This window comes from Mesorhizobium sp. P2_A8 (assembly GCF_056404935.1).
Map to the genome: position 1 here is coordinate 22,460 of NZ_JBFUDB010000003.1, position 20,669 is coordinate 43,128.

At 61.6% G+C, this 20,669-nt stretch carries 19 protein-coding genes and 1 pseudogene; 12 read left to right on the forward strand and 8 right to left on the reverse strand.

The window, feature by feature from the left end:
- From AC1D10_RS09700 to AC1D10_RS09715, 4 genes and pseudogenes are all read left to right on the forward strand, one after another.
- On the forward strand, positions 1-474 hold the full coding sequence (locus AC1D10_RS09700) for a methyltransferase family protein (RefSeq protein ID WP_477271020.1): 474 nt from the start codon (positions 1-3) through the stop codon (positions 472-474).
- Between the two features lie 68 nt (positions 475-542).
- Positions 543-1,153 (forward strand): annotated as a pseudogene (locus tag AC1D10_RS09705) (glutathione S-transferase).
- Positions 1,093-1,515 (forward strand): uracil-DNA glycosylase family protein, encoded by a 423-nt coding sequence (locus tag AC1D10_RS09710; protein WP_477272052.1) that lies wholly within the window; start codon positions 1,093-1,095, stop codon positions 1,513-1,515. The pseudogene AC1D10_RS09705 and the gene AC1D10_RS09710 overlap by 61 nt, the downstream one beginning before the upstream one ends.
- A complete protein-coding gene (locus AC1D10_RS09715) occupies positions 1,397-1,789 on the forward strand; it encodes an SDR family NAD(P)-dependent oxidoreductase (RefSeq protein WP_477271022.1) in 393 nt (130 codons plus the stop codon). Before AC1D10_RS09710 ends, AC1D10_RS09715 begins: the two co-directional genes overlap by 119 nt.
- Here AC1D10_RS09715 and AC1D10_RS09720 read toward each other — a convergent pair.
- Together AC1D10_RS09720 and AC1D10_RS09725 are read right to left on the reverse strand one after the other, a co-directional pair.
- On the reverse strand, positions 1,763-4,891 hold the full coding sequence (locus AC1D10_RS09720; RefSeq protein ID WP_477271024.1) for an efflux RND transporter permease subunit: 3,129 nt from the start codon (positions 4,889-4,891) through the stop codon (positions 1,763-1,765). The genes AC1D10_RS09715 and AC1D10_RS09720 overlap by 27 nt on opposite strands.
- Positions 4,891-5,955: an efflux RND transporter periplasmic adaptor subunit gene (locus tag AC1D10_RS09725; RefSeq protein WP_477272054.1), complete on the reverse strand. Its 1,065-nt coding sequence runs from the start codon at positions 5,953-5,955 to the stop codon at positions 4,891-4,893. The genes AC1D10_RS09720 and AC1D10_RS09725 overlap by 1 nt, the downstream gene beginning before the upstream one ends.
- Before the next feature lie 130 nt (positions 5,956-6,085).
- Between AC1D10_RS09725 and AC1D10_RS09730 the strand changes: the two genes are divergently transcribed.
- The 3 genes from AC1D10_RS09730 to AC1D10_RS09740 all read left to right on the forward strand — a co-directional run bounded on the left by AC1D10_RS09730 (position 6,086) and on the right by AC1D10_RS09740 (position 8,981).
- Complete coding sequence (locus tag AC1D10_RS09730) at positions 6,086-6,664, forward strand: TetR/AcrR family transcriptional regulator (protein ID WP_477272056.1); 579 nt, start codon at positions 6,086-6,088, stop codon at positions 6,662-6,664.
- A gap of 46 nt (positions 6,665-6,710) precedes the next feature.
- Positions 6,711-7,979 carry a beta-ketoacyl-ACP synthase II gene (fabF, locus tag AC1D10_RS09735; protein ID WP_477271026.1) on the forward strand — a complete coding sequence of 423 codons (1,269 nt, stop codon included), beginning with the start codon at positions 6,711-6,713 and terminating at the stop codon, positions 7,977-7,979.
- A gap of 171 nt (positions 7,980-8,150) precedes the next feature.
- Positions 8,151-8,981, forward strand: coding sequence for an SDR family NAD(P)-dependent oxidoreductase (locus AC1D10_RS09740; protein ID WP_477271028.1), 831 nt, complete (start codon positions 8,151-8,153; stop codon positions 8,979-8,981).
- A gap of 537 nt (positions 8,982-9,518) precedes the next feature.
- On the opposite strand, the gene AC1D10_RS09745 is transcribed toward AC1D10_RS09740, so the two are convergent.
- From AC1D10_RS09745 to AC1D10_RS09770, 6 genes are all read right to left on the reverse strand, one after another.
- Positions 9,519-10,832 (reverse strand): ABC transporter substrate-binding protein, encoded by a 1,314-nt coding sequence (locus AC1D10_RS09745; RefSeq protein ID WP_477272058.1) that lies wholly within the window; start codon positions 10,830-10,832, stop codon positions 9,519-9,521.
- Between the two features lie 101 nt (positions 10,833-10,933).
- On the reverse strand, positions 10,934-11,782 hold the full coding sequence (locus AC1D10_RS09750) for a carbohydrate ABC transporter permease (RefSeq protein ID WP_477271030.1): 849 nt from the start codon (positions 11,780-11,782) through the stop codon (positions 10,934-10,936).
- Positions 11,779-12,714, reverse strand: a complete 936-nt coding sequence (locus tag AC1D10_RS09755) for a carbohydrate ABC transporter permease (RefSeq protein WP_477271032.1) — start codon at positions 12,712-12,714, stop codon at positions 11,779-11,781. Before AC1D10_RS09755 ends, AC1D10_RS09750 begins: the two co-directional genes overlap by 4 nt.
- Position 12,715: 1 nt before the next feature.
- A complete protein-coding gene (locus tag AC1D10_RS09760; RefSeq protein ID WP_477271034.1) occupies positions 12,716-13,807 on the reverse strand; it encodes an ABC transporter ATP-binding protein in 1,092 nt (363 codons plus the stop codon).
- Between the two features lie 47 nt (positions 13,808-13,854).
- A complete protein-coding gene (arfA, locus tag AC1D10_RS09765) occupies positions 13,855-15,366 on the reverse strand; it encodes an arabinosylfuranosidase ArfA (RefSeq protein ID WP_477271036.1) in 1,512 nt (503 codons plus the stop codon).
- A 182-nt stretch (positions 15,367-15,548) separates the two neighbouring features.
- Positions 15,549-16,475, reverse strand: coding sequence for an ArsR/SmtB family transcription factor (locus AC1D10_RS09770; protein ID WP_477271038.1), 927 nt, complete (start codon positions 16,473-16,475; stop codon positions 15,549-15,551).
- A gap of 228 nt (positions 16,476-16,703) precedes the next feature.
- On the opposite strand from AC1D10_RS09770, the gene AC1D10_RS09775 reads away from it, so the two are divergent.
- The 5 genes from AC1D10_RS09775 (at position 16,704) to AC1D10_RS09795 (ending at position 20,663) form a co-directional block, all read left to right on the forward strand.
- Positions 16,704-16,973, forward strand: a complete 270-nt coding sequence (locus tag AC1D10_RS09775) for an acylphosphatase (RefSeq protein ID WP_353019029.1) — start codon at positions 16,704-16,706, stop codon at positions 16,971-16,973.
- Positions 16,974-17,133: 160 nt separating this feature from the next.
- The gene (locus tag AC1D10_RS09780; protein WP_477271041.1) at positions 17,134-17,784 is read left to right on the forward strand and encodes an aromatic ring-hydroxylating oxygenase subunit alpha; all 651 of its coding nucleotides are present in this window, start codon (positions 17,134-17,136) and stop codon (positions 17,782-17,784) included.
- Positions 17,781-18,626, forward strand: coding sequence for an aromatic ring-hydroxylating dioxygenase subunit alpha (locus tag AC1D10_RS09785; RefSeq protein ID WP_477271043.1), 846 nt, complete (start codon positions 17,781-17,783; stop codon positions 18,624-18,626). The genes AC1D10_RS09780 and AC1D10_RS09785 overlap by 4 nt, the downstream gene beginning before the upstream one ends.
- Entirely contained in the window at positions 18,623-19,282 is a 660-nt protein-coding gene (locus AC1D10_RS09790; RefSeq protein WP_477271045.1) for a glutathione S-transferase family protein, read from the forward strand. The genes AC1D10_RS09785 and AC1D10_RS09790 overlap by 4 nt, the downstream gene beginning before the upstream one ends.
- 1 nt (position 19,283) lies before the next feature.
- Positions 19,284-20,663 carry an amidohydrolase gene (locus AC1D10_RS09795; RefSeq protein ID WP_477271047.1) on the forward strand — a complete coding sequence of 460 codons (1,380 nt, stop codon included), beginning with the start codon at positions 19,284-19,286 and terminating at the stop codon, positions 20,661-20,663.
- Positions 20,664-20,669 lie beyond the last annotated feature (6 nt).

The window sequence follows — 20,669 nt, forward strand, 5'->3', positions numbered from 1 at the left end:
ATGGCCGTCGAACCGGACAGCGCGGGTGTGCGCTTCCCTCCGCCCTTCCTCTATCTGAGAGCGCTGCTGTTGGGACTGGCGGCGGAGCGGTTCGTCGCCCTCCGCTCTTTCGGCATCGACTGGTGGTTGCTGGTCGCGACGGGCGCGCTGCTGTTCGTTGCCGGCGCGGCGATGATGCTTGCGGCGGCGGGGCTGTTCCGGCGCCTGGGCACCAACGTTCCGCCGTCGCAGCCAACGACCCTCATCGCAACGACCGGTCCCTATCGGTGGACCCGCAATCCCATGTATCTCGGAATGGCGCTTATCTATGCCGGCCTTGCGATCGGCTTCGACGGGCCGATCGCCTTCACCTTGCTCCCGTTGGTGCTGATCGCGATCCAGACGCAGGTGATCGCCCGCGAGGAGCGCTATCTCGAAGCGAAGTTCGGCGACGACTACCGCCGCTACAAGGCCGAGGTTCGCCGATGGCTCTGACTATTCCGCCGCTGCCGCCTGCGGGGCCGCGAAACCAGCATTGGCTGGGAAGGAAAAGGGAGAATCGAATGAAACTCTACGACAGCGACCGGGCGCCCAATCCGCGGCGGGTTCGCGTTTTCCTTGCCGAGAAGGGGATCGCGGTTCCTTTGGTGTCGGTCGACATGGGCGCGCTGGAGCACAAGAGCCAGACGGTCAGCTCGCGCAATCCTTTGCAACGCCTGCCAGTGCTGGAGCTTGACGACGGCACCAAATCACCGAATCCGTCGCCATCTGCCGCTATTTCGAGGAGTTGCACCCCGAGCCCGCCCTGTTCGGGCGTGGCGCGCTGGGCAAGGCGCAGGTCGAGATGTGGCAGAGGCGGATGGAGTTCAACCTGCTCAGTTCCGTCGCGCAGGCCTTTCGCCATATCCATCCGGCCATGAAGGAATTGGAAATTCCGCAGATCCCCGAATGGGGCGAGGCCAACAAACCGAAGGCGGTCGCATTCCTGAAAATCCTCGACGACGAGCTGGCGTGCCGGGAATTCGTCGCCGGCGACAGCTATTCGATTGCCGATATCACCGGCCTGATCGCGGTCGACTTCATGAAGCCGGCACGCATCAAGGTGCCGGAGGAATACACCAATGTGCTGCGCTGGCATCAGGCGATCTCCAGCCGACCGAGTGCCGCCGCTTGAGCGTGGAACTGAACAGTTTTGCAGCGACGGTTCGGGCCTGCCGCATCTGCGTCGAAAATCCCGTAGGCAAACCGCTGCCGCATGAGCCGCGGCCGATGCTGCGGCCATCATCCAGCGCCCGCATCCTGATCGCCAGCCATGCGCGAGGAACCAAGGTGCACCTGTCGGGCATGCCTTTCACCGATGCCTCGGGCGACCGCCTGCGCAGCTGGCTTGAAGTGACCAGCGACGAATTCTACGACATTGAGAAATTCGCCATCGTGCCGATGGGCTTCAGGCAATCTCGGATTTGGCGAAAATCGCGACCGACGTGGACATCGTTGTCAACAACGCCGGCACCCTGGTGCCGGAGCCCCTGTTGACCGGTGGTTTCGACGGTGTCGCCGAGATGTTCGACGTCAACGTCTATGGCCCGCTTCGCGTCGCGAAGCGTTCGCACCGATCCTGGCGGCCAACGGTGGCGGCGCAATCGTCAACCTGCTCTCGGTCCTATCCTGGCTCAGTGGCGGCGGCGCCTACGGCGCATCGAAGGCCGCCATGTGGTCGTTGTCGAACTCCCTGCGCGACGAAGTGAATGCGACCCAGGGCGGCAAGAAGCATCCAGGCCTCCTACTCCGCTGCCATCGCTGTTCGTAGTTCCGGTTGCTTCGTCGAAACCTCATAGATCTCATTTGTAGTCGGGATCTCATCCGTAGTCGGCTTTATCCGAAACCACGCCGTATAGAGCGCGGGAAGGAACAGCAGGATCAAGACCGTGCCAACTGCCGTGCCGCCGATCAGCGTGTAGGCCATCGATCCCCAAAAGACTGAGTGCGTGAGGGGGATGAAGGCCAGCACGGCCGCGAGGGCGGTCAAAATGACGGGCCGCGTGCGTTGCACTGTGGCCTCGATGACAGCGTGGTAGGCGTCTAGGCCGCCCGCGCGGTTCTCCTTGATCTGTTCGGTCAGAATCAGTGTGTTGCGCATGAGGATGCCGGCGAGGCCGATCAACCCCAGGATAGCGTTGAACCCGAAGGGCTGGTTGAAGGCGAGCAATGTCGGCACGGCGCCGACAAGACCAAGTGGCGCCGTCAGCAACACCATTGCCATCATCGAGAAGGAGCGGACCTGGAACATGATGACGATCAGCGTGATGGCGATCATGAGCGGAAAGACCTTGCCCAGGGCCGCGTTGGCCTTGCCGGCTTCCTCGATCGATCCACCCAGCTCGATGCGATAACCGGCTGGAAGGGAGGCGATCAGCGGCTGAAGCGCAGTCATGATCTGCTGGGAGACCTCAGGGGGTTGGGTCGCTTCGTTGATGTCCGAGCGGATCGTGAGGACGGGCATACGGTCGCGGCGCTTCAGGATCGGCTCCTCCATGCGAATTTCGGAATGGCCGATCTGGTCGAGGGGAACCTGCCGACCGTCACGGCTCATCAGGGAGAAATCCGCCAGCCGCGTCGGATCCAGCCGTTCGTTGCCGGCGCTGCGTGCCACGATAGGGACATTGCGGATGTCCTCGCGCACCTCTGTGACGGGGATGCCGGTAAGAAGGAATTGCAGTTGCTGGCTCACTTCAGCCGACGAGAGGCCGAGGAGGTTCAAGCGATCCTGATCCGGGACAAAGCGAAGAACAGGCGTGCGATTGCCCCAGTCGCGGTTGGGCTGCCGCACGTCCGGCACCCCCCGCATGATGTCGAGGGCCCTTTCGGAAATGCTGTAAAGTTGTGTGGTATCGGGACCCATGACCCGGAATTCGACCGGGAACGGCGTGTAGGGGCCGAACACGAGCTGCGTAACGCGGACATACGCCTCGGGCGCAAGCCCCTGCGCTACTGCCTCTCGGAGCCGTTGCTTCAACGCCTCACGCGCCTCGGCGTCGGGGGTCAGCACGACGATCTTGGCGAAAGCAGGATCAGGTAGTTCCGGAGCCATGGCGAAGAAGAAGCGCGGAGCGCCCTGACCGACGTAGCTCGTGACGATCTTGGCCTCGGGCTGGCTGTCCAGCCAATGTTCTAGCTTCTCGACCGCAGCGGTCGTCGTCTCGATGCTGGTCCCCTCCGGCAGACGAACCTCCACCAGCACTTCAGGGCGATCCGAAGTCGGAAAGAACTGTTGCTTCACAGCGCCCATGCCTACACCGGAGAGCAGGAAGGCGATGCCGACCACTGCGCAGGTCACGAACTTGTGGCGCACTGCAAAGGTGATGAGTCGTCTCAGGCGTTGATAGTTCGGCGTGCCGTAGATCGCGTGGTGCCCACCCGGGATCGGTTTGATCGCTGGCAGCATCTTGACGCCCAAATAGGGTGTAAAGACCACCGCGACGATCCAGGAGACGATGAGGGCGAATCCCACGACCCAGAAGATGTTGCCGGCATATTCGCCGGCCGACGAGCGGGCGAACCCCACCGGCAGGAAGCCCGCGATCGTTATAAGCGTACCCGACAGCATGGGCGCCGCAGTGTGGCTCCATGCATAGGCGGCCGCTTTGATGCGATCCATGCCCTCTTCCATCTTCACCACCATCACCTCGATGGCGATGATGGCGTCATCGACGAGGAGACCGAGCGACAGGATAAGGGCTCCCAGCGTGATGCGATCGAAGAACCGGCCGGTCTCCAGCATGATGACAAAGACCACCGCAAGTGTCAGCGGAACTGCCGCGGCCACCACGATGCCGACGCGCCAGCCCATGCTGAGCAGGCTGATCAGCAGCACGACACCGAGCGCCATCGCGAACTTCAACATGAATTCGTCGACCGCCGAAGTGATGTTGACGGCCTGGTCGCTTACCTTGTCGAGCGTCATACCGAGCGGCAGTGCCTGTGCGATCGTGGCAGTCTTGTCTTCCAGCGCCTTGCCGAGCGCGCGACCATCCCAGCCTTCCTGCATAACGGCTGCAAGCATAATGGTGGGCTCGCCCTGACGCCGGATGAGATATGTGGGAGGGTCTTCGTAGCCGCGGCTGACCTCGGCAATGTCGGAGAGCTTCAGCGTCCGCCCCCCAGCGACAATCGGCGTGTCCGCGATCGCCTGAACGCTGTCATAGCCGCCGTCGACCCGAATGAAGAGCCTCGGCCCCAGGGTGTCGATTGAGCCTGCGGGCGTGACAGTGTTCTGCCGCTGCAGGGCAGCGACGATGTCCTGTGCCGACACGCCGAGGGTTGCCAGTTTGGCGTAGGAAAACTCGACGAATATCTGTTCGGGACGTTCACCAAGGATGTTGATCTTCTTGACGCCGGGCACGTGCAAGAGGTCCTGGCGGATCACCTCGGCTTGCCTCGCCAGTTCCCGCATGGGCATGCCTTTGGCCTTCAGCGCATAAAGGGCGAAGCTCACATCCGAATATTCATCGTTCACGAAGGGGCCGTAGACGCCGGGCGGCAGGTTGCGGGCTTCATCCCCCAGCTTCTTGCGGGCCTGGTAAAATTCTTCCTGCACGGCGGATGGCGGTGTGCTGTCCTTCAGCGTGACCGTCATATAGGCGTAGCCCGGCCGCGTGGTGGTCTCGACCCGGTCGTACCAGGTGAGCTCCTGAAGCCGCTTCTCCAACGGCTCGGCGACAAGGTCCTGCATCTCGCGGGCCGTCGCGCCCGGCCATGCCGTCGTGACCGTCAGGGTCTTGATGGTGAAGTTCGGGTCCTCGGCCCGGCCGAGCATGAGGAAGGCGTAGGCGCCGGCGGCCACCAACAAGAGGATGAAGAACAGGGTGACGGCGCGTTCGCGAACGGCGAGCGCGGAAAGATTGAAGCTCATCACTTGCTCCCGCTTTCGGACTCAGTCCTGACGAGAGCGCCTTCCTGCAGGAGGTGAGCGCCGAGCGACACAATGGGAACGTTGGAGTTCAATCCGGAGATCACAGCGGTTTCGCTGGTTACGCGAACAAGCTGGACGGCCTGAAAGTGTACGGTTGAGGTGGCGCTGTCCAACACCCAAACACCGGTCTTGCGGCCGTCATCAAGCACGGCTCCCAGTGGCACCTGGACCTCTGGCTGTTTCACCTGGCTTGCGAGCCGAATGGTTACCGTCGCGCCAAGCGGTGCCGCGGCAGCCTCGCCGTCGAGCACATAGCGCGCCTCATAGGTGCGGGTCTGGGCATCGGCGGAGTCCGACAACTGCCGCAGATGCGCTGAGTAGCGACGCTCATCGCCACCATACACGCTGGCCTCGGCTGCCGAGCCGATCGCCGGCCTGATCGTTTCGGGAAGCGCGACAACTGCTTCGCGCGGGCCTGCCTTGGCGGTCCGGATCACTGGCTGGCCGGCTGCAACGACCTGCCCCGGCTCGCCAAGCGTTTCAACCACCGTCCCATCCACGTCCGCCAACAGAACTGCGTAGGCCGCCTCGTTCTCGGCGACCCGTGCGTCGGCTTCGGCGGCGGAAAGTTGCGCTTGGGCTGTATCCATCGCAGCCTTCGCCTGCTCGTAGCGCTGCGGCGTAACCCATCCACTGCCAAGCAAGCTGGCGTATCGCCGTTCATCCGGCTGTGTTTGAGCGACTGTTGCACGCGCTGCCGCAACGGCATTGCGTTTCGCCGAAAGCGCAAGGCGCAGATCGGTATCGTCAATCCGCATGAGCGGCTGACCGGCTTTAACCTCCTGACCGACGTCCACCAACCGTTCCACGATCTTGCCTGGAACTCGGAAGCCGAGATTGCTCTGCACCCTCGCCCCGATGATGCCGGTGAAGCCACGTTCTGATCCGGTGACCGGCGCTGCCGACACAAGTCTGACGAAAGGCGCTTCTTGCCTTGGGTCAGTCACCAAAGGAGCATCGTGCGCAGGAGTAGCAAACGTGGCGAATGCCGCCGCCCATGACATCGCCATCAGGGTCGATCCCAATACGATAACGGTTCTCTTTTTCACGCTCGTCGCCTCATCTCAAAATAGATTGCGTTCGACTTCTATATCGGTTATAGATTACGAACGCAATCAAAAAAGGAGAGCGATCATGCGAGTGAGCCGAATTCAAGCCGCAGAAAACCGCGAGGCCGTCATCAATGTGGCAAGCCGCCTTTTCCGCGAGCGCGGCTTTGACGGCATCGGCCTCAAGGATCTGATGAAGGGTGCCGGGCTGACGCAGGGCGCCTTTTACAAGCAATTCGAATCAAAGGACGATCTGGCAGCGCAGGCATCCAGGCGTGCAATGGCGAGCGCCACCAACCGATGGTCGGCTGCGGTCGCGGCGAAACCCGAGGATCCGCTTGGCGCGGTGATCGACTTTTACCTCAGCAAGGGACATCGCGAAGAAAGGATGGACGGCTGCCCGGTCGTTGCGCTTGGCTCGGATGCTGCCAGACAGGGCGCCGAGGTGAAGGCGTCATTCGAGGCCGGGATCAGGGAATACCTCGAGATGCTCAGCGGTTGGGTTGGCGAAGCCGACGGCGAGGAAGCCAGCGGCAAGGCCATGGCCATTCTCTCGACGATGGTCGGCGCGGTGCTCGTCTCGCGGGTCGTCAACGACCCCAACCTCGCGCAGAGCTTTCTGGATGCGGCAACCGATCAGGTTCGCGAAGCAGTCGCCGCTTGAACGGCGTTGGCAGCGCTGTCCGCGCACCCAAGTGATAGGAGAATAGATGCGACGGATTGTTGTCACCGGCATGGGGGCGGTCACGCCCCTTGCTGCCAATGTCGAAGCGTCATGGTCGCGCCTCCTGGCCGGTCGTTCGGGCATCCGCAGGCTTCCTGACGAAGTGGTGGAAAGCCTGCCGGCGAAGATCGGCGGAACAGTTCTTTCCCGGGAAGAGGACCCTGAAGCCGGCTTCGATCCTGATGTCATCTTGTCCGCGAAGGATCAGCGCAAGGTAGATCGGTTCATTGTCTTTGCGCTGGCGGCGGCGGAAGAGGCGCTTGCGCAGGCGAAATGGAAGCCTGCCTTGGAAACGGATCGCCTGCGTACAGCAACGATCATCGCTTCAGGGGTCGGCGGGTTCCCCGCCATCACCGAGGCGGTGCGCACGGTCGACCTGCGTGGCGCCCGCCGCCTGTCGCCCTTTACTGTGCCCTCCTTCCTGGTGAACCTCGCAGCGGGCCACATCTCGATCCGTCATGGCTTCAAAGGTCCGCTCGGCGCGCCGGTGACGGCGTGCGCGGCCGGTATCCAGGCGATCGGCGACGCGGCCCGTCTCATCCGCGCGAACGAGGCTGATATTGCCGTGTGCGGCGGCACGGAAGCATGCATGAACATCGTCAGTCTCGGTGGGTTTGCTGCCGCACGCTCCCTTTCAACCGGCTTCAATTGGGCGCCGGCTCAAGCCTCGCGTCCCTTCGACATGTCGCGGGACGGCTTCGTCATGGGCGAAGGCGCCGGCGTGCTGGTCATCGAGGCGTTGAGCCACGCTCTGGCGCGCGGTGCAACGCCGCTCGCCGAGCTCGTCGGCTACGGCACGACGGCGGATGCCCACCACGTCACCTCCGGGCCTGAGGACGGCGACGGCGCGCGCCGGGCCATGGACATCGCGATTGCGCAAGCAGGGATTTCGGCGCGCGAGGTTCGTCATCTCAATGCGCATGCGACCTCCACGCAAGTCGGCGACCTGGGTGAGATCGAAGCGATCAAGAGCGTATTCGGGCGCGATTTCGCGATAGCCGTCAGCGCAACGAAATCCGCGACCGGACACCTGCTTGGCGCGGCCGGCGGGCTTGGTGCCATCTTCTCGATCCTGGCGATCAGGGACCAGGTGGCACCGCCGACACTCAATTTGAGCGCTCCCGATCCGGCCGCCGACGGCATCGACTTCGTCGCAAACGAGGCCCGGCCATTGGAGATGGAGTATGCAATCTCCAATGGCTTCGGTTTCGGCGGTGTGAACGCCAGCGCCTTGTTCAGGCGCTGGACGGGATGATCAGACCGGCGCGAGCACCGGAGTGACCGGTGATTGAAATTTTACCGCGCACCGCTTGGCAATCCGACGACTGTCCTGCTGCGGCGAGACTTCCGAATTTCTTCACACGAAAGCAATGCCAAAGGCGAGCCAGCATCGCCGTAGGCTCCCCCTCAATTGATAGGAGAACAGATGCAACACGCTGCTGATACGAAAACACAAACCTCCTCTGTTGGAAGGTTGGACGGCGCGCCGGGAAAACGGGCCTTGATCACAGGCGCATCAAGCGGCCTTGGTCTCGAATTCGCTGAACTTCTGGCAGCGCAGAAGGTCAATCTCGTGCTCGCAGCCCGGCGAAAGGAGCCAATGGAAAACCTCGCCGTCGACCTTCGCCGAAAATACGGCGTCGATATTCTTGTGGAGCCAATCGATCTTGCCGCGCCTGGCGCCGCGGCCGGTTTGAAAAAAAGCCTGGATGAGAGGGCATTACAGATCGACATTCTGGTGAACAATGCCGGATACGGGTTGCATGGCGAATTTCTAGAAACGCCACTTGAGCGCACCACCGATATGATTCAGCTCAACATCACGGCGCTCACCGAACTAAGCTATGTTTTCGGGCGGGCCATGGCAGCCCGGGGATCCGGGCAGATCCTTCTCATTGCGAGTCTCTTGGCGCTCCAGCCTGTTCCCACCTTTGCTGCTTACGCAGCGACGAAGTCTTATGTGCTGGCTTTTGGAGAAGCTCTGCACGACGAACTTCGTCCGCAAGGGGTGGTCGTCACCAGTCTTTGCCCAGGACACACCGAAACGGGCTTCGATGCGGCGGCCGGCGCTCCCGTCTCGCCCATGCTGCGCCTTCTGACGATGAAGCCCCGTCCTGTCGCCGAAATCGGCCTCCGAGCGCTGTCACAAGGGAAAGCGTCCGTGGTTGCCGGGTTCATGAACAACATCGTTGCATTTTCAAATCGCCTGACGCCACGTTCAATGCAGCGGGCCACCATGAAAACAATCCTGGGATAGAATTGATGTCGGTCGCCACCTCACACTATGCCGACCAGCGCGCGATCTCCCTTCCGACGGTGTGCGATGGGCGGAGCTACACGAGCACCTGCGGGCGAGTATGCCGGCGCCTCTAAAGTACTACCGGGCGATCCTGCGACCCGGCATGCTTGGGGCGACGCGCCGCATGTCTCAGCCCCTCGACGGCTGCATCCTCCCCGCGCAGGTCGACGACCGACATCGGTTCGCCGCCCGGCACGCGATGGAGGTCGTCCCCGACGTCGGTCACTTCCCACACATCGAGGCCCCGAGGCGATCGCGGAATGGATCGCGGCATGGGCCGAGTAGCAAGGCAATCCGACCTCGTAGAATTCAACGAGCTTTTGTCTCCGTCAGTTCGGGCATCGCAACGCGTCCTTGGCGCCAGCGTGCTGGCTGCATCTCATTGCGCGGCGCTTTCGGAAGGCTGGAATGGCCCTGCGTGGACAAGGGGGACTGCTCGCTCCACCCCATGACTGTTTCCAGCCGTGGGGTGGAGCGGTGCATTCGCCTCCGCGGTCAAATGTTGGCGAGCAATTCGTTGACGCGGCTTTCCATGTCGGCAAGCGCGGCGTCGACGTCTTTCTGGCCAGTGATTGCGGCACTCATCTCTTCGCCGACAATGTCCTGGATCGCAAACTGGCGCTGCACCGCTGACGGCAGCGGCCTGCCGAGATCGGCGACGGCGGCGATCGTGTTGCGATGCGGCAGCGCCTTGAAGGCGTCAGAGGTGATGATGGCCTTGTATGCCGGCAGGTGGCCGGTGCGCGACCATTCGAAGTCGTTGTCGGCGAAGAACTTCAGGAACTTGCCGATGGCCGCGGTTTGTTCAGGCGTGCGGTCCTTCTGCGAGACTGCCCAGGTGTGGCCGTCGGCATATTGCGCATGGGCGCCGCCAAACAGCTGCGGATACGGGTAGACCGCATAGCCGCCCTTGTTGAGCGCCGTGCCCTTGGTTTCCGACTGGGCGTTGTTGTCGCCGACAACCCAGGTGCCGTTGAGCTGGACGCCACCGTCACCTGCAAGGAAAGCATTGATCGCGCCGCCGTAGTCGAGGTCCTTGGTGGTGTAGCCCTTGTCGAAGATCGCCTTGTACATCTCCACGACCTTCTTGGCCTCCGGCGTGTTCAATTTCACATGCTTCGGGTCGGCAAAGAAGTCGGAATCCTGCTGGAAGAGATAGGTGTAGAGATTGCGCGTGTAGAGTGCGGTCTCATTGGCCAGGTTCTGGACGAAGTAGGGCTTGCCGGTCTTCTGCTTGAACTGTTCGGCCTGGGCGAGCAGTTCCTCGGGCGACTTCGGAAGCATCGGGGTGCCGTCGGCATTGACGAGGCCGGCTTGTTTGAAGAGATCCATGTTGATGTGATAGAGCATCGTCCAACTGTCGATCGGCAAGCCGTAGATCTTGCCGTCCTTCGTGGCGCCTTCACGCGCTGCATCGGTAAAGGCGTCAGGCGTGACGCCGACGGATTTCAAGAGATCGTCGAGGGGCATCAGCAGGCCCTTGGACTGGTAGTCGGAAAGCGCCGATTCATGGATCGTGACGATGTCGGGAGCATCGCCCGAAGCGAACTGCGCCGTCAGTTGGTCATAGCCCGGCCATTCCACGGTGGAGACGTTGACGTGCACATCGGGATTGTCAGCATTGAACTTGTTGATCAGCGAAGTGATGATGCCGCATTCGCCGACAGCCTTGGTGACATCGGTGTTGGTGCCGAAATCGGCATCGCAGGCACCGAAGAAGCGCTGCACGGTCAGTTCCGTCGCCGCCAGGCTCGGGCTGGCCAGCATCATTGCCCCCGCGGAGACCGCGGCAAATAGCATTCTCTTCATATTCATGTCAGTTCCTCCTACTGAATTTCCGCCACTCCACCCTGGATTGGCGTCATGCTTTCCATCGCCGCGGCGCACTCCCTCGCCGTGAGGCAATCCCGTCATCGCACCGCAGCGCCGGAGACGGCCGTGACGATGTATTTCTGGAAAAACAGGTAGACGATCAGGATCGGCGCGCCGGCGAACACCGCCTGCGCCATCAGGAAACCGATGCCTTCGGACTGGGCGAAATTGGTCTGCGTCGAGGCCATGCCAACGGTCAGCGTGTACATGTCTTTCTTGGTCGCCGAGATCAGCGGCCACAGATAGTCGTTCCACGCGCCGAGGAAGGTGAAGATGCCGAGCGTTGCCTGTGCAGGCACCGTGAGCGGCAGCAGCACCTTCCAGAAAATCCTGAACCGGCTGGCATTGTCCAGCAAGGCGGCTTCGTCCAGCTCCTTCGGGATGGCCTTGAAATATTGGGTCATCAGGAAGACGCCGAACGAAGCCGACAGGCCGGGGAGGACGAGCCCGTGATAGGTGTTGTGGAATTTCAATATGCTGAAGATCTGGTGGCGGGCGACAAGCACGGCCTGTTCGGGAACCGCCAGGCCGAACAGCACGATGACGAACAGGATGTTTCGGCCGGGGAAGTTCAGCCGTGCAAAACCGTAGCCGGCGAGCGACGACAAAACCAGCGTGCCAAGTGTCAATCCGCCCGAGACGATGATGCTGTTGAGCACCCAGACGAATACCGACGAGGTGCCAATGGTATTGAGGTAGTTCTTGAGCGTATAGGGCGCGTGAAAGACCGAATTGGGATCGGCCATCAGCTCGACATTTTCCTTCAGCGACAGGCCTATCACCCACAGCACCGGCGCGATCATGACGATCGAAAGCAGGATGACGAGAGCCAACAACACGCGGTCGCCAAATGCACGTCCCTTGGTGGAAATGGCTGGCGCTCTCATGCCTGATCCGCCCTGTTGCGCGTGACGAGATACTGGGCCATGGCCGCGATCAGAATGAGGATGAACAGGACCTCCGATGCCGCGGCACCCAAGCCCAGATCCCAGCGCCGGAATGCGGTATCGTAGATGTAGAGCACGATCGGCTTGGTCAGGTTGTTCGGGCCGCCGCGTGTCATCAGCCAAGCTTGGCCGAACAGCTGAAATTGCAGCACGATCTGGACAATGATCACCAGGATGAAGGTGCGCTTGATCGACGGCAGCGTAATCGAGCGCAGCGTCTGCCAGCGATTGGCATTGTCCAGCGCTGCTGCTTCGTAAATATCCTGCGGGATTTGCTGCAGGGCCGAGAGAAAGAGCATCATCGGCAGGCCGATGCACCACCAGATGGTGGCAATGGCGATGCCGATCATCGCAAGGCTGGGATCGGAAATGAAAGCCGGAGCGGTGGCGCCGAACCATCCGTAGATCGTCGACAGCAGACCGACATTCGGAATGAACACGATGCGCCAGATCAGTGTGACGATGGTGACCGACAGCACGGAGGAGGAAAAGAACAGGGTCCGCAGCACTGCTGCAGTACGGGTGCGGCGGTTGAGGCAAAGTGCCAGAAAAAGGCCTATCAGCGCCAGCGTCGGCACCGTCAGGAGCACGAAGTAGAAGGTGTTCCAGACCGATTGCAGGAACACTTTGTCGTGGAACAACCTGACATAGTTGCCGAGCCCGACAAAATTTCCGGACGAGAAGGTGTCGGCCTTGTGGAAGCTCAGCCACATTCCCCAGAGGAGCGGGAAGACGAGCAGCGTCGTGAAGAAGAACAGGAATGGTGCGACGAACATGAAGTTTCGCCATTGTGGCGCATAGATATCGATGCTTGGCGCCCTGGCGCTCGCGGCCGGCGTCGCGGTCTGCGGTATCGTCAGCCGGTCAGCCATATCAGGCCTCCCTCGCGTGCCAGGCGCGGCCGGTCTCGTTGAACAGATGTGATTTCTGGCCGTCGAACGCGAGCCCGACCTTGTGGCCGACCGCGACGCGGCTGTTACCGGCATCGGAGCCGACGATCTGCCGGCCGTCACCCAGCCGTGCGTAGACCAGGGTGCGTTCGCCGAGCCGCTCCAGCACATCGACCACGCCGTCGGCATTGCCCTGTCCGGCGGTAACGATGCGGACATCCTCCGAACGGATGCCGAAGCTGTACTTGCCATCGGCCAACTGGCTGGAGTCGATCCCGGTCTGGACCGATATGCCGTCGGCGAATTTGGCCGCGGCGTTGCCGCCCGATCTGTCGAGCGTCGCCTCGATGAAATTCATCGCCGGGGCGCCGACGAAGCCGGCGACGAACTTGGTCGCGGGGCGTTCGTAGATCTCCATCGGAGAGCCGATCTGCTCGATCCTGCGGTTGTTCATGACGACGATGCGGTCGGCGAGCGTCATCGCCTCGACCTGATCGTGGGTGACGAAGATCATCGTCGATTGCAGGCGTTGGTGAAGCTGGGCAAGTTCGAGACGGGTGCGGGTGCGCAGAGCCGCATCGAGATTGGAGAGCGGCTCGTCGAACAGGAAGGCCTTCGGTTCCTTGACGATCGCACGGCCGATGGCGACACGCTGGCGCTGGCCGCCCGAGAGCTGGCCAGGTTTGCGCTCGAGCAGATGCGGCATTTCGAGGATGCGGGCGGCTTCGTTGATCCGCGCATCGATGACCTCGCGCGACATGCCGATATTCTCAAGCCCGAAGGCCATGTTGTCGCGCACGCTCATATGCGGATAGAGCGCGTAGGACTGGAACACCATGGCAATGCCGCGCTTGCCCGGCGGCAGATGATCGATGCGTTCGTTGTTGATGGCGATCTCGCCGCTGTCGACGGTTTCGAGGCCGGCGATCATGCGCAGCAGCGTCGACTTCCCACAGCCGGACGGTCCAAGGAACACGATGAATTCGCGTGCCTTGATGGAAAGCGACAGGTCCTCCAGCACCGACATGGCACCGAAATGCTTGCTCACATTCCTGATCTCGATATCGGCTGTCACGTCGACGCTCCTCCTCGGCGCATGCACTTTCCGATGATCGCCTGAAGTCAGAGCTTCAGGCGGATCATCTGGTAGGAATAGGCCGGCAGCGACAGGCGGAGCTTGCCGCCAGCCACTGAGGCGCCCTCCCCCTTCCTGGGGCCGACATTGCCGGGGTTCCCGGCCGAATTGACGGCTTTCAGATCCGCATGCGTCATGACCTGGTGATCGACGATATCGGCCGCGCCGAAGCCATTGATGTCGATCACGGTTTCGATTGCCGCGCTCGAATGGCGGTTGACGGCGAAGAAGGTGACATGCCCAGTTTGCGTGTCATGCACGCCGGTGACGTCGACATAGGAAACGTCGCCCGCGACGGTGGACTTGTAGGTCGGGCTTTCCACCTTGAGATCCAGCGCATTGCCGCGGCCGTAGATCGACGCATAGAGATAGGGATAGTAGATCGTCTGGCGCCATGCCGGGCCATTGGGAACGGTCATGATCGGCGCAATGACGTTGACCAGCTGCGCCATGCACGCGATCTTGACCACGTCGGAACGGCGGATGAAGGTGTTGAGGATCAGGCCGACTTGCAGCACGTCCTCGAAATTGTAGATGTCTTCGAGCAGTGGCGGGGCAAAGGGCCAGCCATCATTGCCGCCGAGGATCTTCTTGTCCTGCTCTTTGGAATGGTACCAGACGTTCCATTCGTCGAACGAGATGTAGACCTGCTTGCTGGAGCGCTTCTTGGCCTTGATGTAGTCGATGACGCCTGAGACCGCGACGATGTAATCGTCGAGCTTCTCGCTCATGGCGAGGTAGTTCGGCGCATCATTGGCTTCGTTGTCGAAATACATGTGCAGCGAGATGTAGTCGACCTCGTTGTAGGTGTGGTCGAGAACCGTCGCTTCCCACTCGGGATAGGTCGGCATCCTGGCATTGGAAGAGCCGCAGACCACGAGTTGCAGCGACTTGGAGAAGGCGCGCATCGCCTTGGCGGTCTCGTGGGCCAGGCGGCCGTACTCGTCGGCGGTCTTGTGGCCGATCTGCCAGGGGCCGTCCATTTCGTTGCCGAGACACCAGAGCTTGACGTCGAAGGGCTCCTTGCGGCCGTTGGCGATGCGCCTGTCGCTCCATTCGCTGCCGCCGGGATGATTGGCGTATTCGAGAAAGTTGCGGGCCTCATCGAGGCCACGCGAACCGAGATTGACGGCAAGCATCATCTCGGTGTTGGCGGAGGCGCACCAGTCGGCAAATTCATGCAGACCGACTTCGTTGCTTTCCGATGTGTGCCAGGCGAGGTCGAGGCGCACCGGGCGCTCTTGCTTGGGGCCGATGCCGTCTTCCCAATTGTAGGCGGACACGAAATTGCCGCCGGGATAGCGGACGATCGGAACATTGAGTTCCCTGACCAGATCGATGACGTCCTGACGCATGCCATTGGCATCTGCCGTCGGGTGCCCCGGCTCATAGATGCCGGTGTAAACCGCACGCCCGAGATGCTCGATAAAGGATCCATAGAGCCTCGGATCGATTTTCGAGACAACATAGTGCGGATGCGCCGTGACGGCTGCCTTCATGCATTCCTCCCATATATCACAAATTATGATTTAAATCATCTTGTTCGATATCAAAGGGAAGCAACGGCTATTCGTCAAGTCAAAAACAGCCAAATGTCTGACAATTGAACGGAGGCATTGGCTGTCAATAGAAGCAAGCGGCTGAAATTGCTGCGCTATCTTCGAAACCCGGTTTGATGATATCAACCGGTTTTGATCCTGAGCAGGATGTCCTGATCGTAATTTCCAAATCCCTTGCCGAAAATGTTAATTCCACCCGGGCGCTTGGCGTCGTCCTTGACGCCGATGCGGATGCGGATTGAATGATGGCCCTTGAGATCGAGCGCGGCGAGGCTGGTTTCGGAAATCCTGACGCCGTCGACATAGGTGCCGTCGGTGGAAATTCGCCAGTTCTTCAGCTTGCCATATTGCGAGCCCTTGAGCTTCCACCAGGCGGGCGTGAAGACGCCGCGCTTGTCGCCGAAATCGCCGGGCGACGTCCAGGTACCGACATCGACGCCATTGATCGTCAGCGTGATGTCGGAGGGCCAGTCGGCGCTGGTGCCCGGCACTTCCGAGGACAGTTCCATCACCACTTCGAGCTCGGTGATCTCGGCATTGGCGAGCTTCGCATTGTTGGGGAACTGGTATTCGACAAAGCCGCGCGTGAACCACAAAAGCCCGGCTTTCATACGGTCCGGATCGAGGAAAGTGTTCGGCACGTCGAGCAGGCCGATGATGCCGTCCGGAGAACACAGGCCGCAGGGCGCCGTCACCTCGAACCCGGTGTAGAGCCCGATCGGCATCGACACTTCGATGGCATTGTTCTTGACCGCGCGATACTCGCTCTTGAACACCACGAGCACTTCCTCGGCGGTCGGATAGCAGATCTTCTGGCTGCCTTTCTTCGCCTTCTGGTTCTCGGTGCGGATCAGGCCCGCATCCTCGAGCACCTGGATATTGGTCGAGACCGTCGATTGCGGCAGCGACAGCACGGCAGCGATGTCGTTGACATTCATCGGCCCCTTCTCATGCAGCAGTTTCAGCATGGAGATGCGTGCCAAAGAGGCCAGCCCCTTGAGGACGGCGATGCCCTCCTCAGGCTCGATCACTAGAAAATTGCGACTCATTGATTTGCCAGTCTACGCTAAAATCTGTACCCGAAATTATCTTGTATATCGGGATATCTGATTTAATCAATGCGCTGACTGAACCAATGTCACTTTAGTTGATAAGCGGCTGCAGCCATCGAAACGGCGCCATTGCCGCCGCTTCCCCTACTCGCGCCCAAAGGTGCTTCAGCGATTGAGCACAATGTAGATAGGTATATGATTAATCTGTTTCAGTGCCGAGGTTCTATGAGCGAGCAAAATCGCTATTCGTGGCGAGAGCGCATGACGATCCTCGGCGATGTCGAGGCGGCATCCTTCCTTCCGTGGATCGAGCGTCACGCCGCCAAGCTCGGGCTCGCGCAGGCAATATGCGTTGCCGGTCCCGACCGCATCGAACTCGACATTGCCGGTCCGGCCGAGCTCATCGACATGATGGAGATGGGGTGCTCTCTTGGACCAATCGATGTCTGGGTCGAAGCCATCCGCCGGGCGCCGATCGAGAGCGAATCGGCCTAGTTTCCGGCCTGCGGCCTCTGCCCGCCAAAGGCACCATGCACCTTTTTTGGGCATTGTTGCCAGTGAGGAAATGTTGTGCAAACGTAACCCGGTCTATTAGCATATCCTTGACCGCGAAGCTGCGCGCGGGAAGATACTGGTGTTGTTTGAAAGTTGATGTATGCCGCCTTATCCGACCGGCTCATGGATGCCTATTGCCCTCTCTGCGGACTTGCCGGCGGGAACCGTAATGCCGGCGCAATCGCCAGCCGGACCAGTTGCCCTTTGGCGAAGCCGCTCCGGCCGTGCGGCGGCCTTTGCCGACAGATGCCCCCATCGCGGCATGCGCCTTTCCCACGGCTTCGTGCGCGGTGAGACCCTGTCCTGCATTTATCACGGCTGGAGCTATGCCCAGGAGGGAAACTGCCTGCGCATCCCGGCCCATCCGGGACTGACGCCGCCGGACACGATTCGTGTCGCGATGCAGCCCGTTGAGGAGGGCGACGGTATCATATGGATTTCCGCTGGCGAACCCGCCGCCGGGCCGCCGCGGTTCGACGGCCTTGCCCCCCTGCGCTCGATGATGGCGGAAACGGACATCGCGGCGCTGGAGGCGGCCGCGGGCACAAAGTCCGCCGCAGGCCTGCTCGACTACACGCACAATGCCCAGACCGTCCAGCTGCTGCTAGTCCCCGAAGGGCAAGCGCGGACGCTGATGCATGTTCTGGTGGACGAAGACAGCAATCCGACCCAGCGTATCGCCGCGTCGAGGGCCGCCGAGGCGCTGCGACGGGCGGCCGAGCATATTTCGCGCAGCGGGATCGCCCAATGACCCGTAACGCGATGATCGACGAATGGTATCCGGTCGGCCTCGCCAGCCAGCTTGATGTGCATGGATGCAAGACGGCCCTGATGGGCGAGCCGATCGTGGTGAGGCGCGGCGAAGACGGAAACGCGAAGGTCACGGGCCGCAACGAACGCGCGCTGCCGGCCTGCATCCGCTATGGTCATGTCTGGTCATCGCTCGGTGATCCGCAAAAGCCGCTGTTTGCGATCCCCGAGGCCGATCAGCCCGGCCGCCGGCTCGTCGATGTCGGGGTGGTTCGCGTGCGCTGCTCGCCATTGCGCGCCGTGGAGAACTTCCTGGACATTGCTCATTTTCCGTTCGTCCATACCGATATATTGGGCTCCGAACCGCACACAGAGGTCCAGAACTACAAGGTCGAGATCCGGGAGGACGAAGACGAGGTTTGGGCGACCCAGGTGAAGTTCTACCAGCCGCAGGCCGCCAAATCGGCGGAAGGCGGCATAACGACGGAATATATGTATCGCGTGCCCGCGCCGACCTGCTCAATCCTCTACAAGACCTGCCCGCCGCGCCCGGGCGAATGGGACGTCATTACGCTTTTCGTGCAGCCGCTTGCCGAAGACCTGTGTAACGTGTGGCCATGGATGGCGCTGTTCGACGACGAGACGCCGATGACAGACCTGATCCATTTCCAGCAGACGATCTTTGTCCAGGACCGGTCGATCCTCGAAAACCAGATACCAGGGCTGCTGCCGCTCGACCCCGGCATGGAGATACCCACGCGAGCCGACCTGACTTCGGTTGCCTACCGGCGCTGGCTGAAGCGCCATGGCTACACCTACGGCGCGCAACTGGTGGCGCAATGAAGCTCTACGATTACGTGTTGTCGCCAAGCTGCTACAAGGTGCGCCTGATGGCCGCGCTGGCAGGAGTGAAGCTCAGCATCCGGCCCGTCGATTTTCATCCCGGCGCCGAGCATCGCGGTCCGGAACTCATGACACTAAATCCGGCGGGTTCGATCCCGATCCTCGAGGACGGCGACCTCGTCCTGACCGAATCTTCGGCCATGCTTGTCTACCTTGCCGCGACGGCGGCACCGCAATGGTTGGGCAACGATACTGCCATGCATGCGGCGCGCGTCCAGCAGTGGATTTCTTTCTCGCATCGGCTGACCGCAAGCCTGGGGGCGGCGCGCCTGCACGAGATGCTGCTGCGCCCGGGCAACATCGATGCCCTTCAGGGACAGGGAACGGCGGCCCTGCGCGAATTGGAAGCTGGTCTCGTAGAACAGAGTATCCGCGGCCAGCGCTTCCTCGCATTGGACCGGCCGACGGTCGCGGACATCGCCTGTTTTCCCTATGTGGCGCTGGCGCCCGACGGGGGCGTTTCGCTCGATCCCTATCCCGCGATCCGGCTCTGGTCGCGGGCGATCCGCGCCATCGAGGGTTTCATCGAGATGCCCGGCATCCATCGGCTGCACGAGCTCAAGCCCGAGCCCGTCCCTGAAGTAGGCGAGGCCTGACGTGGCGGGCTATTTGTTGAAGAACTGCGCCGCGGTGATCGTGGACGATGGCAACGGTCCGCGCATCCGCCGCAACGTCGACGTGTTGACCGACGGCGCGGCTGTACGGGCCATCGGCGAGGGCCTGGACAAAGGGGAACTGCCTGTCGGGACCGTCGCCCACGACGCCACCGGTTGGTTCGTCTATCCTGGCCTCGTCGACACCCATCACCACTTCTTCCAGTGTTTCGTGCGCAACCGCGCCGACCTGGACTGGACGAAGCTGTCGGTCATCGAATGGCTCGACCGCATCTATCCCATCTTTTCTCGGCTGAACGAGGAGTGCTTCTACCACGCATCGGTCACGGCCATGGCGGAGTTGATAAAGCACGGCTGCACCACGGCCTTCGACCATCAGTATTGCTTTCCGCGGCATGCCGGCAAAAGGCTCATCGACCGGCAGTTCGAGGCGGCCGAACTGCTTGGCATGCGCTTCCATGCCGGACGTGGCGGCAACACGCTGCCGAAGTCGGAAGGCTCGACCATTCCCGACGCCATGCTGGAAACGACGGACGAGTTCATCGCCGACTGCGCCCGGCTGATCGATACCTATCACGATGACGGTAGGTTCAGCATGCGCCAGGTCGTCGTCGCGCCGTGCCAGCCGGTCAACTGCTATCGCGAGACATTCGTGGAATCGGTGACCCTGGCGCGCGACCGCAAGGTGCGCATGCACACCCATGTCGGCGAAGGCGAAAGCCCGGTGATGCAAGCCCGCCACGGCCTGCGCACGGTGGACTATTGCGCGGAGATAGGTTTCTGCGGGTCGGATGCCTTCTATGCCCATTGCTGGGAGCTGACCCATGACGAACTGCGCAAGTTGGCTGCCACTGGCACCGGCGTCGCGCACTGCCCGGAGCCGGTCTATCTCGTCGGCGCCGAAATCACCGACATACCGGCGATGTCGGCCCTCGGGCTCAGAGTGGGGCTGGGTTGCGACGGTGCAGCCTCGAATGACAATTCCAACCTGATGCACTGCATCCATTCCGCCTACATGCTGCAATGCCTGTCGGCGTCGACACGTGACCACCCGGTTCCGCCGCCTGGCGATTTTCTCGGCTATGCAACGACCGGGGGCGCGGCGCTGCTCGGGCGCAGCGACATCGGCAGGCTGTCGCTTGGCATGGCCGCCGACCTGTTCGCCATCGACACGCGGCGCATGGACTATGTCGGCACGCGGCACGATCCGCTGAGCCTGCTGGCCAAGGTAGGCATCGGCGCGCCGACCGACATGACGATGATCAACGGCCGCATCGTCTGGGCACGGGGAGAGTTCCCGGGGCTCGACGAGGCAAGGCTGTTCGCGCAAGCCGAGGCGGCGCTCGCCACCGTGGAATTCTAGCAACCA